This window comes from Mycobacterium simiae, from assembly GCF_010727605.1.
Classification (GTDB): domain Bacteria; phylum Actinomycetota; class Actinomycetes; order Mycobacteriales; family Mycobacteriaceae; genus Mycobacterium; species Mycobacterium simiae.
In genome coordinates, this window is sequence record NZ_AP022568.1 from 4,618,578 (window position 1) to 4,633,841 (window position 15,264).

Below are 15,264 nucleotides of genomic sequence, written 5' to 3' on the forward strand. Positions count from 1 at the left end.
CCGTTGCAGCCGAACGAGTTAGCCCAGGCCGCGGTGATGGGGGCGCTCTGTTCGGTGACCGCAATCATCGCCGCGGTCATTCCTTTTGCGCAGGGGCTCGGGGTGCTGGGCACCGTACCCATGGGCTTACTGGCCTACCGATTCCGGCCTCGGGTGTTGCTTGCTGCGGCCGTTGCTGCGACGGTGCTCGCGTTCTTGGTCTCCGGGCTCGGCAGTTCGGCCATGGTGGTCGATGCCGCCTGGGTCGGCGGAATCTGCGGCATCGTCAAACGGAAAGGTCGCGGCGCACCGACCGTGTTGGTCGCGTCGCTGATCGCCGGGCTCATCTGGGGCGCGGCGTGGGTCGGGATGTTCGCGTTGCTAACTCGCTTGCGGCAGTTGATCTTTGGGGTACTGACCGCGAACGTGAACGGCGTCTGCACGTTCCTCGAGTGGGTGCACCTGCCGGGGTTCGCCGCCGCGCTGAAGCATTGGGTCGCCGAGGGGCTGCACGTCTGGCCGTGGCTGGTGTTGCCCTACCTGGTCTTCGTGGTCGTGGTGGTGACGTTGATCGGCTGGTCGGCGCTGTCGCGGCTGCTGGAGCGGATGGGCGACATCCCCGACGTGCACAAGTTGGATCCACCGGAAACCGATGTGGCTGTCGACGGCCGAATCGATCCGGTGCCCGTGCGGTTAGACCACGTCCGGTTCCGTTACCCAAATGCCGGGCAAGACGCGTTGCGTGAAATCAGCCTCGAAATTTCGGGCGGGGAGCATGTCGCGATCACCGGCGCCAACGGATCCGGGAAGACGACGCTGATGCTGATCCTGGCTGGCCGGCAACCGACCGCGGGTACCGTGCGTCGGCCAGGCTCCGTTGGGTTGGGCAGACATGGCGGCACCGCGCTGGTCCTGCAACACCCGAAGAGTCAGGTCTTGGGCACCAGGGTCGCCGACGACGTGGTGTGGGGTCTGCCTGCCGAGGTGCACGTCGACGTACCCCGGTTGCTGCGCGAGGTCGGCCTCGAGGACCTCGCCGACCGGGATACGGCCAGCTTGTCGGGTGGGGAGCTGCAGCGTCTGGCGCTTGCCGCCGCGCTCGCCCGTGAACCGGCGCTGCTCATCGCCGACGAGGTCACCTCGATGATCGACCAGCACGGTCGCGACGGGCTGCTGGATGTCATGTCTGGCCTGCACCAACGGCATCGGACGGCCCTGGTGCACATCACGCATTTCGACAACGAAGCCGCGTCCGCCGACCGCACCATCCACCTCAGCGATTCCGCCGACAACGCCGGCCACGCCGACCGGGTCGGCATTGCCGACACGGAACCCAGCAGCGTGGTTGATCAGCGGCGCGAGGCCGGCCGGATCGAGCTGATCAACGTCGGCCACGAATATGCCAGTGGCACACCATGGGCCAAGACCGCGCTGCGCGAGGTCAATTTCGTCGCCGAGCAGGGTGACGGCGTGTTGATCCACGGCCACAACGGCTCGGGCAAATCGACGCTGGGTTGGATCATGGCCGGATTGACCGTCCCCACCACCGGTTCCTGCCTGATCGACGGCGAGCCCACCGACGAACATGTCGGTGAGGTGGCGCTGGCATTCCAGGGTGCCCGGCTGCAATTGATGCGCAGCCACGTCAACCTGGAAGTGGCGTCGGCGGCGGGGTTTTCAGCCCGAGACGAGGACCGGGTGGCCGCGGCGCTGGGACTGGTCGGGCTGCATCCGGCACTGGGCGAACGGCGCATCGACCAGCTCAGCGGCGGCCAAATGCGCCGCGTCGTGCTGGCCGGCTTGTTGGCGCGCTCGCCGCGGGCGTTGATTCTCGACGAGCCGCTGGCCGGACTGGACGTCGCCAGTCAACGCGGACTGCTCCTGCTATTGGAGCGCCTGCGCCGTGAGCAAGGTCTGACGTTGATCGTGATTTCGCACGACAGTGTCGGACTCGAAGATGTCTGCCCGCGCACTTTGCATCTGCGCGACGGCATGCTGAGTGCGGTCTCGACCTCGCAAGGCGGTGTGTCATGACCACCACGCCGCAATCGGCGGCAGCCAGGAGGCACGAGCGGCGCCCCACTCGCCCGGTGGTGCTGCTGGTTCCGGTACCGGGAACGTCCGTCATCCACCAGCTGTGGGCCGGCACCAAACTGCTGGTCGTCGTGGGCGTCGCGGTGCTGCTGACGTTTTATCCGGGCTGGGTGAGCATCGCGTTGCTCGGCAGCCTGGTGGTGGCCGCGCTGTGGCTGGCCCACATTCCGGGCGGTGCGCTGCCGAGCGTCCCGCGCTGGTTGTGGGCGATGCTTGCCGTCGGCTTCGTGACCGCCGCGGTTGCCGGGGGCGATCCGGTGATCTCGGTTGGTGGGCTCCACCTCGGGCTTGGTGGATCGCTGCACTTCCTACGAGTGACCGCGCTGACAATCTTGCTGATCGCGCTCGGTGCCCTGGTGTCCTGGACCACCAACGTGGCCGAAATCGGGCCTGCCATAGCGACTTTGGGCCGGCCCTTGAAACTATTGCGGATACCGGTCGACGAGTGGGCGGCGACTTTGGCGCTCGCACTGCGCGCATTCCCGATGTTGATCGAAGAATTCCAGGTGCTCTACGCGGCCCGCCGGCTCCGGCCGAAAGACGCCCTGCATAGTCGCAAGGAACGGCGTCGCCAGCAGGGACGCGAGGTGATCGACCTGCTCGCGACGGCGATGGTCGTGACGCTGCGCCGCGCCGACGAGATGGGCGACGCGATCACCGCCCGCGGTGGGGCCGGCCAACTTTCGGCATCGCCGGCGCGCCCGAAACTCGCCGACTGGGTGACGCTCGCCCTGTTTGCGGCCGCGGGTGCCACGTCGGCGACGGTCGAGACGCTTTGGCATATCAACCCGATTTGACATACCGGTCGTTGTTTGTCGCGTAGCGTGAGCGCGTGGCCCACATCCAGCGCAGCCGTGTCATTGCGGCGTGCCCGCTAGAGGTGTGGGATGTCTTGGCGGACTTCGGCGCAATCAGTTCATGGGCGGACAACGTCGACCATTCCTGCATCCTGACCTCCGGCGCCGACGGTTGCTCGCTCGGCACCGCCAGACGGGTCCAGGTCAACCGTGACACCCTCGTCGAGCGCATCACCGAGTTCGATCCACCACACGCGCTGGCCTACCGCATAGACGGCCTGCCCCGCCTGTTGGGCCGGGTCACCAATCGCTGGACACTCGCCCCGCGCGCAGGCGATGCCACCGCCGTAACCGTGACCAGCACAGTCGAAATCGGGTCTCGGCCACACCAGCAACTGGCCGAACGCGTTCTCTGTCGGGTCGTGGCACGCCAGTCCGACTCGATGCTGGCCGGACTGGCAAACCGGGCGGAGAATGCACGTGTCTGATCGCCGCGGTCCCCGTCCCGATGTCATCATCATCATGACTGACGAGGAACGTGCGGTGCCGCCGTACGAGACGCCCGAGGTGCTCGCCTGGCGGAGCCGGAAGCTGTTCGGGCGCAAGTGGTTCGACGAGCACGGCGTCAGTTTCAGCCGGCACTACACCGGTTCACTGGCCTGCGTGCCGAGCCGCCCGACAATCTTCACCGGCCATTACCCGGACCTGCACGGCGTGACCCAGACCGACGGCATCGGCAAGACTGCCGACGACTCCCGGATGCGCTGGCTGCGTCCCGGCGAGGTCCCCACCCTGGGTAACTGGTTCCGCGCGGCCGGATACGACACGCACTATGACGGCAAATGGCACATCTCGCACGCCGACCTCATCGACCCGCGCTCGGGCCGGCCGCTGGCCACCAACGACAACGACGGCGTGGTCGACCCCGCGGCGGTGCAGCGCTACCTCGACGCCGATCCGCTTGGGCCGTATGGCTTTTCCGGATGGGTTGGTCCGGAGCCGCACGGCGCGCTGCTGGCCAATGCCGGCATCCGCCGGGACCCGCTGATCGCCGATCGCGTCGTTGCCTGGCTCACCGACCGCTACGCTCGCCGCCGCGCCGGCGATCCCGCCGCGTCGCGCCCGTTCCTCCTCGTCGCCAGTTTCGTCAACCCGCACGACATCGTGCTGTTCCCGCTGTGGTCGCGCCGCAGCCCGGTCAAGCCGTCTGTCCTGGACCCGCCCGCGGTTGCCCCGGCGCCCACCGCCGCCGAAGACTTGTCGACCAAGCCGGCCGCCCAGATCGCGTTCCGCGAGGCCTACTACTCCGGCTACGGCCCGGCCCCGGCGATCGGGCGCACCTACCAGCACGGCGCGCAGCGCTACCGTGATCTGTATTACCGCCTGCACGCCGAGGTGGACGAACCGATCGACCGAGTCCGGCGAGCGGTCACCGAAAATGGTTCGCGGGATGCGGTTTTGGTGCGCACCGCCGACCACCGCGAGCTGCTCGGCGCGCACGGCGGACTGCACCAGAAGTGGTTCAACCTCTACGACGAGGCCACCCGGGTGCCCTTCATCATCGCCCGCGTCGGCCCGCAAGCCACCCAGCCCCGGCTCGTCACCGCCCCGACCTCGCATGTCGACCTCGTCCCCACGCTGCTCGGTGCGGCCGGGGTTGACGTCGCGGGCGTCGCCGCCACCCTGGCCCAGTCGTTCTCCGAGGTTCACGACCTGCCGGGGCGCAACCTGATGCCGGTCGTCGACGGGGCACCGGCCGACGACAACCGGGCGGTGTACCTGATGACCCGCGACAACATGCTCGAGGGAGACAGCGGCGCATCGGGTTTGGCGCGCCGGTTGCACTGGACCATCGATCCGCCCGGCCCGCTGCGGATCCGGGTACCGGCCCACACCGCTTCCAATTTCGAGGGCCTGGTGGTCCGGATGGACGTGGCAGGAGGCGACGGGCACCTGTGGAAGCTGGTGCGTACCTTCGACGATCCGAGCACTTGGACCGAACCCGGCGTCCGCCACCTGGCAGCCAACGGTCTTGGGGGAGAAGCATTTCGAACTTCCCCAGTCGACGATCAGTGGGAGCTCTACGATCTGACAGCCGACCCGATCGAGGCCGAAAATCGTTGGGGCGATCCTCATCTGGACGAGCTTCGGCAGTACCTGCGGATGCAACTCAAGCAGGCCCGGGCCTATTCGGTCCCGGAACGAAATCGGCCGTGGCCTTATGTCACGCGCCAGTCCCCGAACTCGCGGCGGGCGCGCTGGTTCGGTCGTCGCGGCTAAGTCCGCATCCGGTCGATGAGGTTGGACAGGACGACGATGCTTTCGCTGCGTTCGATGTCGGCGCTCGCCCGGATGCGTTCCAGCGCCGCCTCGAGATGGCGCATGTCGCGGGCCAGCACGTGCAGGATCGCATCGGAGGTCCCGGTGACCGTCGCCGCGCTGACCACCTCCGGCATGTCTACCCACGCTGCCCGCAGCCGGTCCGGCGCGATCGTGCCGTGGCAGAACACCTGGACGTAGGCTTCGGTGTTCCAGCCCAGCGCGTTGCGGTCGACGATCGTGGTGAAGCCCTTGATCACGCCGCTATCGATCATCCGGTCGACCCGACGTTTCACCGCGGGGGCGGACAAATTCACCTTGTCACCGATTTCGGCAAAGGTGGCGCGCGCATGCTCGGTGAGTTCGGTCAGGATGCGTTCGTCGGTGTCATCCAGCCGGTCCATCGCCCCGCCCTTTTGATCTGCAATAAATCGCTGTCAATGGCACTCTAACGCAATAGATCGCCTCTAGACACGCAATAATCGTCGTTTGATTGTGGGAAGCTAGCCAAATACCGTTGATCTATGACGGATTACTATGTTGACGACCCGGCGCCTCGCGCCCGGCCTGAGGCATGGCAACACGCCCCACCCGTCCGGCGCAGGAGCGCGCGGACACGGCGCTATGCGATGACGCCGCCGACGTACTACGCGGTGGAATACGCCATCAACCCGTGGATGGACGTCAGCGCGCGGGTCGAGGTCGAGGTCGCGTTCGCCCAATGGGAGGCCCTGCGGCAGACCTATCTGCGGCTCGGCCATCGAGTCGACATCGTCGAGCCGGTTCCCGGGCTGCCGGACATGGTCTACGCCGCCAACGGCGGGTTCGTCGCCGGGGACATCGCCATCGTCGCTCGATTCCGCTACGAACAGCGCGCCGGTGAGGCCCGGGCCTACGCCGATTGGATGTCGTCGATGGGCTATACGCCGCTGGTCACCCGATATGTCAATGAGGGCCAGGGCGACCTGCTGATGGTCGGCGAAATGGTGTTGGCCGGTCACGGCTTTCGCACCGACCGCCGCGCGCACCGCGAGATCTCGGCGGCGCTGCGGATGCCGGTGGCCTCCCTTGAGCTGGTGGATCCGCGGTTCTACCACCTGGATACCGCGCTGGCCGTTCTTGACGATCAAACCATCGCCTTCTACCCTCCGGCGTTCAGCCCGGCGGCGCAGGAGCAGCTGCACGCGTTGTATCCCGACGCTATCGTGGTGGGGAGCGCGGATGCCTACGTGCTGGGTCTCAATGTCGTCTCCGACGGGTTGCATGTCGTACTTCCTTCCGCCGCAACGGGTTTCATCGCTCAACTGCGGGAAGCGGGATTCGAACCTCTCGGCGTCGATCTTTCCGAGCTGCTCAAAGGGGGCGGCTCCGTCAAGTGCTGCACATTGGAGGTGTTTCAATGACGATTCTCGATGGCCGGATGTCGGTTACCAGCGGAACCGAGGACGCGATCGCGCTCGTCGAACAATATGCAGCCCACAATTATTCGCCACTGCCGGTCGTTGCGGCCAGCGCCGAGGGCGTGTGGATCACCGACGTCGAGGGCCGTCGCTACCTGGACTGTCTGTCCGCGTACTCGGCGGTCAACTTCGGCCACCGTAATCCGGAGATCACCGCGGCCGCGCACGCCCAACTCGATACCGTCACGCTGGTCAGTCGCGCGTTCCACGCCGCCAACCTGGGGCCGTTCTGCGCCGGGCTGGCCCGGCTGTGCGGCAAAGACATGGTGCTGCCGATGAATTCGGGCGCCGAAGCCGTGGAAAGCGGCCTCAAGGTGGCACGCAAGTGGGGTGCCGACGTCAAAGGCGTACCCGAGGGCCGCGCGAACATCGTGGTCGCCGAGAACAATTTCCACGGCCGCACGATCAGCATCGTCAGCTTCTCATCCGACCCGGCGGCGCGCAGCGGATTCGGACCGTTCACGCCCGGGTTCCGCATGGTGCCGTTCGGTGACGCGGCGGCCCTGGCCGACGCGATCGACGAGAACACCGTCGCGGTGCTGTTGGAACCCATCCAGGGAGAAGCGGGCATCATCGTCCCGCCCGACGACTATCTACCGGCCGTGCGCGCGCTGTGCACCGACTTCAACGTCTTGATGATTGCCGACGAGATCCAATCGGGCCTCGCGCGCACCGGCTACACCTTCGCCTGCGACCGCTGGGACGTCGTGCCGGACGTCTATCTGCTGGGCAAGGCACTCGGCGGCGGCGTGGTTCCGCTGTCGGCGGTGGTCGCCGACCGCAACATCCTGGGCGTCTTGCATCCGGGCGAGCACGGCTCGACGTTCGGCGGGAATCCACTGGCCGCCGCCATCGGGACCACGGTGGTCGCAATGCTGGCACGGGGTGAGTTCCAGACCCGCTCGGCCGAACTGGGCGCGCATCTGCACCGGCGGCTGCGGGCCTTAGTCGGTGACGGCGTGGTGGCGGTGCGTGGCTTCGGTTTGTGGGCCGGGGTGGACGTCGATCCCGCCCTGGGCAGCGGCAAGCAGATCAGCGTGCGGTTAGCCGAGCGTGGGGTGCTGGTGAAAGACACCCACGGGTCGACGCTGCGGTTCGCGCCGCCGCTGGTGATCACCGAGCAGGAAATTGACTGGGCGGTTGCGCGGTTCGCCGACGTATTGCGGGCATAATCAGCTGATCCAGCAATAGGGGGCGCGATTTGCCAGCCAGCTCGATCGGCCTGACCCAACAGATGCTGCGGCGTCGCCCGGTGGTCGGAGCGCCCGTCGCGCCTGGGGCCGCCGACCACCTCAAGCGCGGCATCGGCGTGTTCGAGCTGACCATGTTCGGGGTCGGCTCGACGATCGGCACCGGGATCTTCTTCGTGCTGTCGCAGGCGGTGCCGGAGGCGGGCCCCGGGGTGATCGTCTCCTTTCTCGTTGCCGGAGTCGCGGCCGGGCTGGCGGCCATCTGCTACGCCGAATTGGCGTCGGCCGTGCCAATTTCGGGTTCGTCGTATTCGTACGCGTACACCACGCTGGGTGAGGTTGTCGCCATGGGCGTGGCCGCCTGCCTGCTGTTGGAATACGGGGTGGCCACCGCCGCGGTGTCGGTCGGCTGGAGCGGCTACGTCAACAAGCTGCTGCACAACGTGTTCGGGTTTCAGCTTCCGCACGGGTTGTCCGCGGCGCCGTGGGATTCCGATCCCGGCTATGTCAACCTGCCGGCGATCGTGCTGATCGTCCTGTGCGCGTTGTTGCTGATCCGGGGAGCCAGCGAATCGGCGCGGGTGAACGCGATCATGGTGCTGATCAAACTGGGCGTGCTGGCGATGTTCGTGATCGTTGCGTTCACCGCCTTCGACGCCGACCAACTCAGGGACTTCGCGCCGTTCGGCGTGGCGGGCATTGGTTCCGCGGCGGGCACGATCTTCTTCTCCTACATCGGCCTTGACGCGGTGTCGACGGCCGGGGACGAGGTGAAGGACCCGCAGACGACCATGCCCCGGGCGTTGATCGCCGCGCTGGCGACGGTGGTCACCGTCTATGTCCTCGTCGCGCTGGCCGCGTTGGGCACCCAGCCGTGGCAAGAGTTCGCCGGCCAAGAGAACGCCGGGCTGGCCACCATCCTCGACAAGGTCACCCATCATGGCTGGGCCAGCACGATCTTGTGCGCGGGCGCAGTCATCTCCATCTTCACCGTCACGCTGATCACGATGTACGGCCAGACCCGCATTCTGTTCGCGATGGGCCGCGACGGGCTGCTGCCCGCCCGGTTCGCGTCGGTGAACGCGCGCACCATGACCCCGGTGTGGAACACGGTGATCGTCGCGATTGCCGCCGGGACGTTGGCGGGTCTGGTCCCGCTCGAGGATCTGGCCGACATGGTGTCCATCGGCACGCTGACCGCGTTCATCGTGGTCGCCGTCGGGGTGATCGTGCTGCGGGTGCGCGAGCCGGACCTGCCGCGCGGCTTCAAGGTGCCCGGTTATCCTGTGACGCCGGTGCTTTCGGTCATCGCATGCGGATACATCCTGGTCAGCCTGCACTGGTACACCTGGGTGGCGTTCAGCGGCTGGGTGTTTCTGGCGTTGGTGTTCTACTTCACCTGGGGCCGCCGGCACAGCGCGCTCAACGGCGCGGACTAACGCTGCGCCGCGGCGTTGGCCGCGGCCTGCGCCCGCTGCAATATGGTGGCGACATCACCCCGACCCAGGAACATCTCGTCGAAATAGCTTTGCAGTACAGCGTCTCCGGCAGGGAAGCCGGCGCCGCCCGGGGCCGGGATGCGCGGGCCGCGCAGCACGGCGAAGAACGGCGTGACGTCCACGCCGCGCCCCGCCCAGTAGTCGAAGTACACCTGCTGGGCCGAGCGGACCGCGGGGATCGCCGCCCCCCGTGCGCCCAGATAGGCGTTGCCCGCCCTGCTGCCCATCCAGGCCAGCACCTGACGCACCGCGTCGGGATGTTTGGTCGCCGAATTGCCAGCGGCCGCAATGCCGTTGGTGACACTGACCCGGCCCGCGGGCCCGAACGGGAGCATCGCGACGCCCCAGCGGAAGCGGGCGTCACCGGCAATCGGCGCGAGGTTGTAGGTGCCGGACTGAAACAGCGCCATGCGGCCGGCCAGGAATTGGTTGCGGGAGAAGTCACCGTTGCCGTTGGTGTCCGAGGCGGGCGGCGCGACGTGGTCGTGGTTGATCAGGCCGACCAGGTAGCGGAAGGCCGTGATGGCGGCGCGGTTGTCGAACGCGAACTCGTCGCCGCGCTGGAACACCCCCCCGGCCGAGCCGATGTAGTTGAGGTAGATGGCCTGCGGGTCGTTGGCCGCGTTGTAGCCCCACTGCCGGATCCGTGCCGGGTCGAAACCTGCTGTGCCCGCGCTATTTCCGTTTGCGTCGACGGTGAGGCGGGCCGCCAGCGGACGCAGCGTGTCGTTGTCGCTGTACGGATCCCAGCGCAAGGTGTCCAGCTGGCTGCGATCGATGCCGGCAGCGGCGAGCAGGTCTTGGTTGTAGTACATCGCGATACCGGCATCGGTCAGCTGCGGCACACCCCACAGTGTTGCGCCGCGGGTGAACTGGTCGACGACCGCGGGCTCCCACTGCGAAGTCGTCTGTGCGCCGAAGGTTTTACCAATATCCAGGAGCCGGCCGTTGTCGGCGTAGGCCGCGAGGTAGGCATTCGACAGCCAGAAGATGTCGTCGGCGCTGCCGCCGGCGACGTCGGTGCGCAGCGTGTTGAAGTAGGTGGAGTAGGCCACCAGGTCGACACGCACGTCGATGTCGGGGTGCGCGCGGTGAAACGCCTCGAAGGACTGGCGGTAGGCCTCGGCGATCGGCGCGTCCCATACCCGCACCCGCACGACGATCGTGTTGCCGTGCGGCTCACCGAAATAGTTCAACAGCACCGCGATCGCCGCGAGCAGCACCGCGACCATTCCGAGGGCGGCGGCGGCCAGTGTGGAGACGCGCGGGCGGCTCACTTGATCCCCGACAGGACGAGCGACGCCACGATGTGGCGCTGCGACGCGATGAACAGCAGCGCCAGCGGCACGATCGCGAGCGTGCTCGCCGCCATCACCAGCGTCCACTGCGAGTTGAACCGCGATTGCAGATCGGCGGTAGCCACAGTGAGCACCCGCCACTTGTGCCCGCTGGTGATGACCAACGGCCACATGAAGTTGTTCCACTGCGAGACCACGGTGATCAGGGTCAGCGTCGCTAGCACCGGGCGGCTGGAGGGGATGACGACGTGGGTAATCACGTCCAGGGTGTTGGCGCCGTCGAGGCGGGCGGCGTTGATCAAGTCATTCGGGATCAGGCGAAAATGCTCGCGCAGCAAGAAGATCGCGTAGGGCGAGCCGAACATGAAGGGCAGCACTAGCGCCCAGAACGTGTTGCGCAGCCCGGCCTGGGCCATCATCAGGTACAGCGGCACCACCGTGACCGTCCCGGGCACCATCAGCGTCGCGATGTAGACCCAGAACAGCACGTCGCGACCGGCGAACTCGAGACGGGCGAAGGCGTAGCCGGCCAGCACCGAGAACGTCATCTGGCCGACCAGGATCACCGCTGTCATCAGCGCGGTCACCGCCGCCGCCCGCCCGAATCCGGCACCGGCCAGGTCGGCGTAGTTGGCCAGCGTCGGCGGGTGCGGCAGCTGCAGCGGGGTACCCGTCGCGAACTGATGTGCCGAGGTGAACGAGGTCAGCAAGCCAAGGGCGAAGGGCAGCAACGTGATTAGCGCACCGGCCGCCAGACCGGCGTAGCTGAGCGCATTGACCAGACGGCTAGACGAGGTCATAGGTGATCCGCCGGCGGAAGTACAAATGTTGAACGATCGTGATGCCGACCAGGACGACGAATAGCACCACCGCCATCACCGACGCGCGCCCGATCGCCGCGGAACCGAACGCTTCGGCGTAGATGCGGTGGGCGACCAGATCGGTGCGGCCGGCCGGCCCGCCATCGGTCAGCGCGTATACGGTGTCGAAAACCTGTGCAGCGCTGACAATTCCGGTGACCAGCACGAAGAACATCGTCGGGCGCAGCATGGGCAGCGTGATGCGCCAGAAGCGTTGCCAGGCATTGGCGCCGTCGGTGCGGGCCGCGGCGTAGATGTCGTGGGGAATGGCCAGCAGACCGGCCAGGAAGGTCAGCGAGTTGTAGCCGACGTTCGTCCAGATCACGACCGCCGATACCAGCGGCAGCGCAAAGCTGGGATCGGAGAGCCACTCGATGTTGTGTCCCAGCAGGGTGGCGATCGCCCCGTCGGTCGGCGCCAGGATCCAGCGCCACAACACCGCGATCGCCAGCGGCGCACAGATCCACGGCAGCACGAAGACGGTCCGGAAGAAGCCCGTTCCGGGCAGCAGGCGGGCCAGCATGGCGGCAGCGGCCAGGCCGAGCACGGTCTGTGCGGGGACCACGATCGCCACAAAGATCGCGGTGACGATCAGGGAGTTGCCGAATTCGGCGTCGGCCAGCACCGAGCGCCAGTTGGCCAGACCCACGAAGCGCAGCGGGCCCAGCAGATCCCACCGGTACAGGCTGAGCCAGACCACGACGAGGATAGGCAACAGCAGGAACGTGACGACGCCGAACAGGCTGGGCGCCAACAGCCCGTAGGCCAGCACGCTGGATCGCGGCTGACTGTGCCGGGCGACGCTGGCCATGCAGCTTATTAAAGCGGGCTCCGCCCGGCTTTGGAGTGCGCGGTCGATACGGTGGAGCCGTGACACCGAATCGGGGGATCGATGCCGACTTCTTGGACCTGCCGCGACACGAGCTGGCTGAAGCTGCGCTGTCGGCGGCCAAGGCGGCCGGGGCGAGCTATGCCGACCTGCGCATTCAGCGCATCAACACCGAGATCATCCAGTTGCGTGATGGTGAGCTCGAGACGTCGGTCATCAGCCGCGACGTCGGGCTGGCGGTCCGGGTCATCGTCGACGGCACCTGGGGGTTTGCCTCGCATGCGGAGCTGGCGCCGTCGATCGCGGCCGATACCGCGGGCCGCGCCGTCCGGGTGGCCACCACCTTGGCGGGGCTCAACAGCGAGCGCGTCGAGCTGGCGGCCGAGCCGGTGTATGCCGACGCTACTTGGGTGTCGAGCTACCGGATCGACCCGTTCGACGTGCCTGCCGCCGACAAGATCGGTGTGCTCGAGGAGTACTCCGGGCGGTTGCTGGGTGCCGACGGCGTCGACCACGTCTCGGCCGGGCTGACCGCGGTCAAGGAGCAGACGTTCTACGCGGACACGTTCGGTTCCGCGATCACCCAGCAGCGGGTGCGGCTGATGCCGTCGCTGGAGGCGGTGACCGTTGACGCCGCGGCAGGCAGTTTCGACGCGATGCGCACGCTGGCCCCGCCGATGGGCCGCGGTTGGGAGGTGCTGGCCGGCGACGACGTGTGGAACTGGAGCGATGAGCTCGCGCAGTTGCCGTCGCTGCTGGCGGAGAAGGTCAAGTCGCCCAGCGTGATGCCGGGGCCCACCGACCTGGTGATCGATCCCACCAATCTGTGGCTGACTATCCACGAATCCATCGGTCACGCAACCGAATACGACCGCGCCATCGGCTACGAAGCCGCCTACGCCGGCACGTCGTTCGCCACCCCGGACAAGCTCGGGACCATGCGCTACGGCTCGCCGGTGATGAACGTGACCGCCGACCGCACCGAGGAGCACGGCCTGGCCAGCGTCGGGTTCGACGACGAGGGGGTGGCCGCGCAAAGCTGGGACTTGGTGCGCGACGGCATCTTTGTCGGCTACCAACTCGACCGGGTGTTCGCGCCCCGATTGGGGCAGCCGCGTTCCAACGGTTGCTCGTACGCCGACTCGCCGCATCACGTGCCGATCCAGCGGATGGCCAACGTGTCGCTGCAGCCCGGCACCGACAACCTGAGCACCGCGGATCTGATCGCCCGGGTCAACAACGGCATCTACATCGTCGGCGACAAGTCGTGGTCAATTGACATGCAGCGCTACAACTTTCAGTTCACCGGTCAGCGCTTCTTCCGGATCACCGACGGGCGGCTGGACGGCCAGTTGCGCGACGTCGCGTATCAGGCCACCACCACCGACTTCTGGAATTCCATGGAGGCCGTGGGCGGGCGGTCGACCTGGCGCCTGGGCGGCGCCTTCAACTGCGGCAAGGCGCAGCCCGGGCAGGTCGCCGCGGTCAGCCACGGCTGCCCGTCGGCGCTGTTCCGCGGCGTCAACGTGCTCAACACCCGGACCGAGGGCGGCCATTGATGATTTCCCCGCAACACGTTGTCAACCTCGTTTTGGACGAGGCGACGAAACTGGGTCGCGCCGACGAGACCATGGTGCTGGTCACCGACAAGGTCGAGGCGACGCTGCGGTGGGCGAACAATTCGATGACTACCAACGGTCTTTCGGTCAGCCGCACCATGACGGTCATCTCGATCATCCGCAAGGGCGCCAGCGCGTTCATCGGCACGGTGGTCTCGGCCGAGGTGGATCCGCGGGTGATTCCGGGGCTGGTGGCGGCGTCGCAGGATGCGGCGCAGGGCGCCCCGGAGGCTGGCGACGCGGCGCCGCTGCTGGTCGACACCGGCGTGCCCGCGGACTGGGATGCGCCGGTGCCGGGCACCGGCGCGGAGGTGTTCGCCGAGGTCGCCGGTTCGTTGCGCCGTGGGTTCGCCGGTACCGATCGGCTGTACGGCTTTGCCCACCATAGTGTTTCGACGACGTTTTTGGCCTCGTCGACGGGTCTGCGCCGCCGATTCACCCAACCCGCCGGGGCGGTGGAGATCAACGGCAAGCGGGGCGAGGCCAGCGCGTGGGCCGGCATTGGAACGGCGGATTTCGTTGGCGTGCCGACGGATTCGCTACTCGAGGACTTGTCGATGCGGCTGGGCTGGGCAGAGCGCAGCGTGGCGCTGCCCGCCGGGCGCTACGAGACGATCATGCCGCCGTCGGCGGTGTCCGACATGATGATCTACCTGGGCTGGTCGATGGCCGGTCGGGGCGCCCAGGAGGGACGCACCGCGTTCTCGGCGCCCGGCGGCGGGACCCGGGTCGGGGAGCGGCTCACCGACCTGCCGTTGACGTTGTACTCCGATCCGATGGCCCCCGGGCTGTTGTGCACGCCGTTCGTGGCGGCGAGCAATTCCACGGAGACGCTGTCGGTGTTCGACAACGGGATGGAGATCGGCCACGTGGAATGGATCCGCGACGGCGTGATCAACGCCTTGGCCTACCCGCGGGCCACCGCAGCCAAGTTCGACGAACAGGTCGCGGTGGCGGCGGACAACCTGGTGATGACCGGCGGGTCGAAAGATCTGGCCGACATGATCGCGGGCACCGAGAACGGTCTGCTGCTGACCACACTGTGGTACATCCGCGAGGTCGACCCCACCACGATGCTGCTCACCGGGTTGACCCGGGACGGGGTGTATTTGATCGAGGACGGCGAGATCACCGGGGCGGTCAATAACTTCCGATTCAACGAGAGCCCGCTGGATCTGCTGCGGCGCGCCACCGAGGCCGGCGTCAGCGAAAAGACGCTGCCGCGCGAATGGGGGGATTGGGTCACCCGCACCGCGATGCCGACGCTGCGCATCCCGGATTTCCATATGTCCTCGGTGAGCCAGGCCCAGTAGTCGTAAC

General features: G+C 67.3%; 13 protein-coding genes. 9 read left to right on the forward strand and 4 right to left on the reverse strand.

Features of this window, described 5'->3' with window-relative positions; all coding sequences use genetic code 11:
* The first annotated feature begins 36 nt into the window (after positions 1 to 36).
* The 4 genes from G6N33_RS21515 to G6N33_RS21530 are packed head-to-tail and all read left to right on the forward strand — an operon-like array spanning position 37 to position 5,150.
* The gene (locus G6N33_RS21515) at positions 37 to 2,013 is read left to right on the forward strand and encodes an ATP-binding cassette domain-containing protein (RefSeq protein WP_044512072.1); all 1,977 of its coding nucleotides are present in this window, start codon (positions 37 to 39) and stop codon (positions 2,011 to 2,013) included.
* On the forward strand, positions 2,010 to 2,870 hold the full coding sequence (locus tag G6N33_RS21520; RefSeq protein ID WP_044506886.1) for an energy-coupling factor transporter transmembrane component T family protein: 861 nt from the start codon (positions 2,010 to 2,012) through the stop codon (positions 2,868 to 2,870). Before G6N33_RS21515 ends, G6N33_RS21520 begins: the two co-directional genes overlap by 4 nt.
* A 35-nt stretch (positions 2,871 to 2,905) precedes the next feature.
* Complete coding sequence (locus G6N33_RS21525) at positions 2,906 to 3,358, forward strand: SRPBCC family protein (RefSeq protein WP_044506885.1); 453 nt, start codon at positions 2,906 to 2,908, stop codon at positions 3,356 to 3,358.
* On the forward strand, positions 3,345 to 5,150 hold the full coding sequence (locus tag G6N33_RS21530; protein ID WP_101528734.1) for a sulfatase-like hydrolase/transferase: 1,806 nt from the start codon (positions 3,345 to 3,347) through the stop codon (positions 5,148 to 5,150). Before G6N33_RS21525 ends, G6N33_RS21530 begins: the two co-directional genes overlap by 14 nt.
* Here G6N33_RS21530 and G6N33_RS21535 read toward each other — a convergent pair.
* On the reverse strand, positions 5,147 to 5,593 hold the full coding sequence (locus tag G6N33_RS21535) for an Lrp/AsnC family transcriptional regulator (RefSeq protein WP_061556239.1): 447 nt from the start codon (positions 5,591 to 5,593) through the stop codon (positions 5,147 to 5,149). The genes G6N33_RS21530 and G6N33_RS21535 overlap by 4 nt on opposite strands.
* Positions 5,594 to 5,713: 120 nt before the next feature.
* Here G6N33_RS21535 and ddaH point away from each other — a divergent pair, with 120 nt between their 5' ends.
* The 3 genes from ddaH to G6N33_RS21550 all read left to right on the forward strand — a co-directional run bounded on the left by ddaH (position 5,714) and on the right by G6N33_RS21550 (position 9,278).
* The gene (ddaH, locus tag G6N33_RS21540; RefSeq protein ID WP_044506880.1) at positions 5,714 to 6,592 is read left to right on the forward strand and encodes a dimethylargininase; all 879 of its coding nucleotides are present in this window, start codon (positions 5,714 to 5,716) and stop codon (positions 6,590 to 6,592) included.
* Entirely contained in the window at positions 6,589 to 7,821 is a 1,233-nt protein-coding gene (gene rocD / locus G6N33_RS21545) for an ornithine--oxo-acid transaminase (protein ID WP_044506879.1), read from the forward strand. Before ddaH ends, rocD begins: the two co-directional genes overlap by 4 nt.
* Before the next feature lie 62 nt (positions 7,822 to 7,883).
* A complete protein-coding gene (locus tag G6N33_RS21550; RefSeq protein ID WP_408632805.1) occupies positions 7,884 to 9,278 on the forward strand; it encodes an amino acid permease in 1,395 nt (464 codons plus the stop codon).
* Here G6N33_RS21550 and G6N33_RS21555 read toward each other — a convergent pair.
* The 3 genes from G6N33_RS21555 to G6N33_RS21565 are packed head-to-tail and all read right to left on the reverse strand — an operon-like array spanning position 9,275 to position 12,307.
* Complete coding sequence (locus G6N33_RS21555) at positions 9,275 to 10,615, reverse strand: ABC transporter substrate-binding protein (protein WP_044506874.1); 1,341 nt, start codon at positions 10,613 to 10,615, stop codon at positions 9,275 to 9,277. The genes G6N33_RS21550 and G6N33_RS21555 overlap by 4 nt on opposite strands.
* Positions 10,612 to 11,436, reverse strand: a complete 825-nt coding sequence (locus G6N33_RS21560; protein WP_101528732.1) for a carbohydrate ABC transporter permease — start codon at positions 11,434 to 11,436, stop codon at positions 10,612 to 10,614. The genes G6N33_RS21555 and G6N33_RS21560 overlap by 4 nt, the downstream gene beginning before the upstream one ends.
* Complete coding sequence (locus G6N33_RS21565) at positions 11,423 to 12,307, reverse strand: carbohydrate ABC transporter permease (protein ID WP_044506870.1); 885 nt, start codon at positions 12,305 to 12,307, stop codon at positions 11,423 to 11,425. Before G6N33_RS21565 ends, G6N33_RS21560 begins: the two co-directional genes overlap by 14 nt.
* Positions 12,308 to 12,366: 59 nt before the next feature.
* Between G6N33_RS21565 and G6N33_RS21570 the strand changes: the two genes are divergently transcribed.
* Positions 12,367 to 13,884: a TldD/PmbA family protein gene (locus tag G6N33_RS21570; protein WP_101528731.1), complete on the forward strand. Its 1,518-nt coding sequence runs from the start codon at positions 12,367 to 12,369 to the stop codon at positions 13,882 to 13,884.
* Positions 13,884 to 15,257 carry a TldD/PmbA family protein gene (locus G6N33_RS21575; protein WP_044506868.1) on the forward strand — a complete coding sequence of 458 codons (1,374 nt, stop codon included), beginning with the start codon at positions 13,884 to 13,886 and terminating at the stop codon, positions 15,255 to 15,257. Before G6N33_RS21570 ends, G6N33_RS21575 begins: the two co-directional genes overlap by 1 nt.
* Positions 15,258 to 15,264 lie beyond the last annotated feature (7 nt).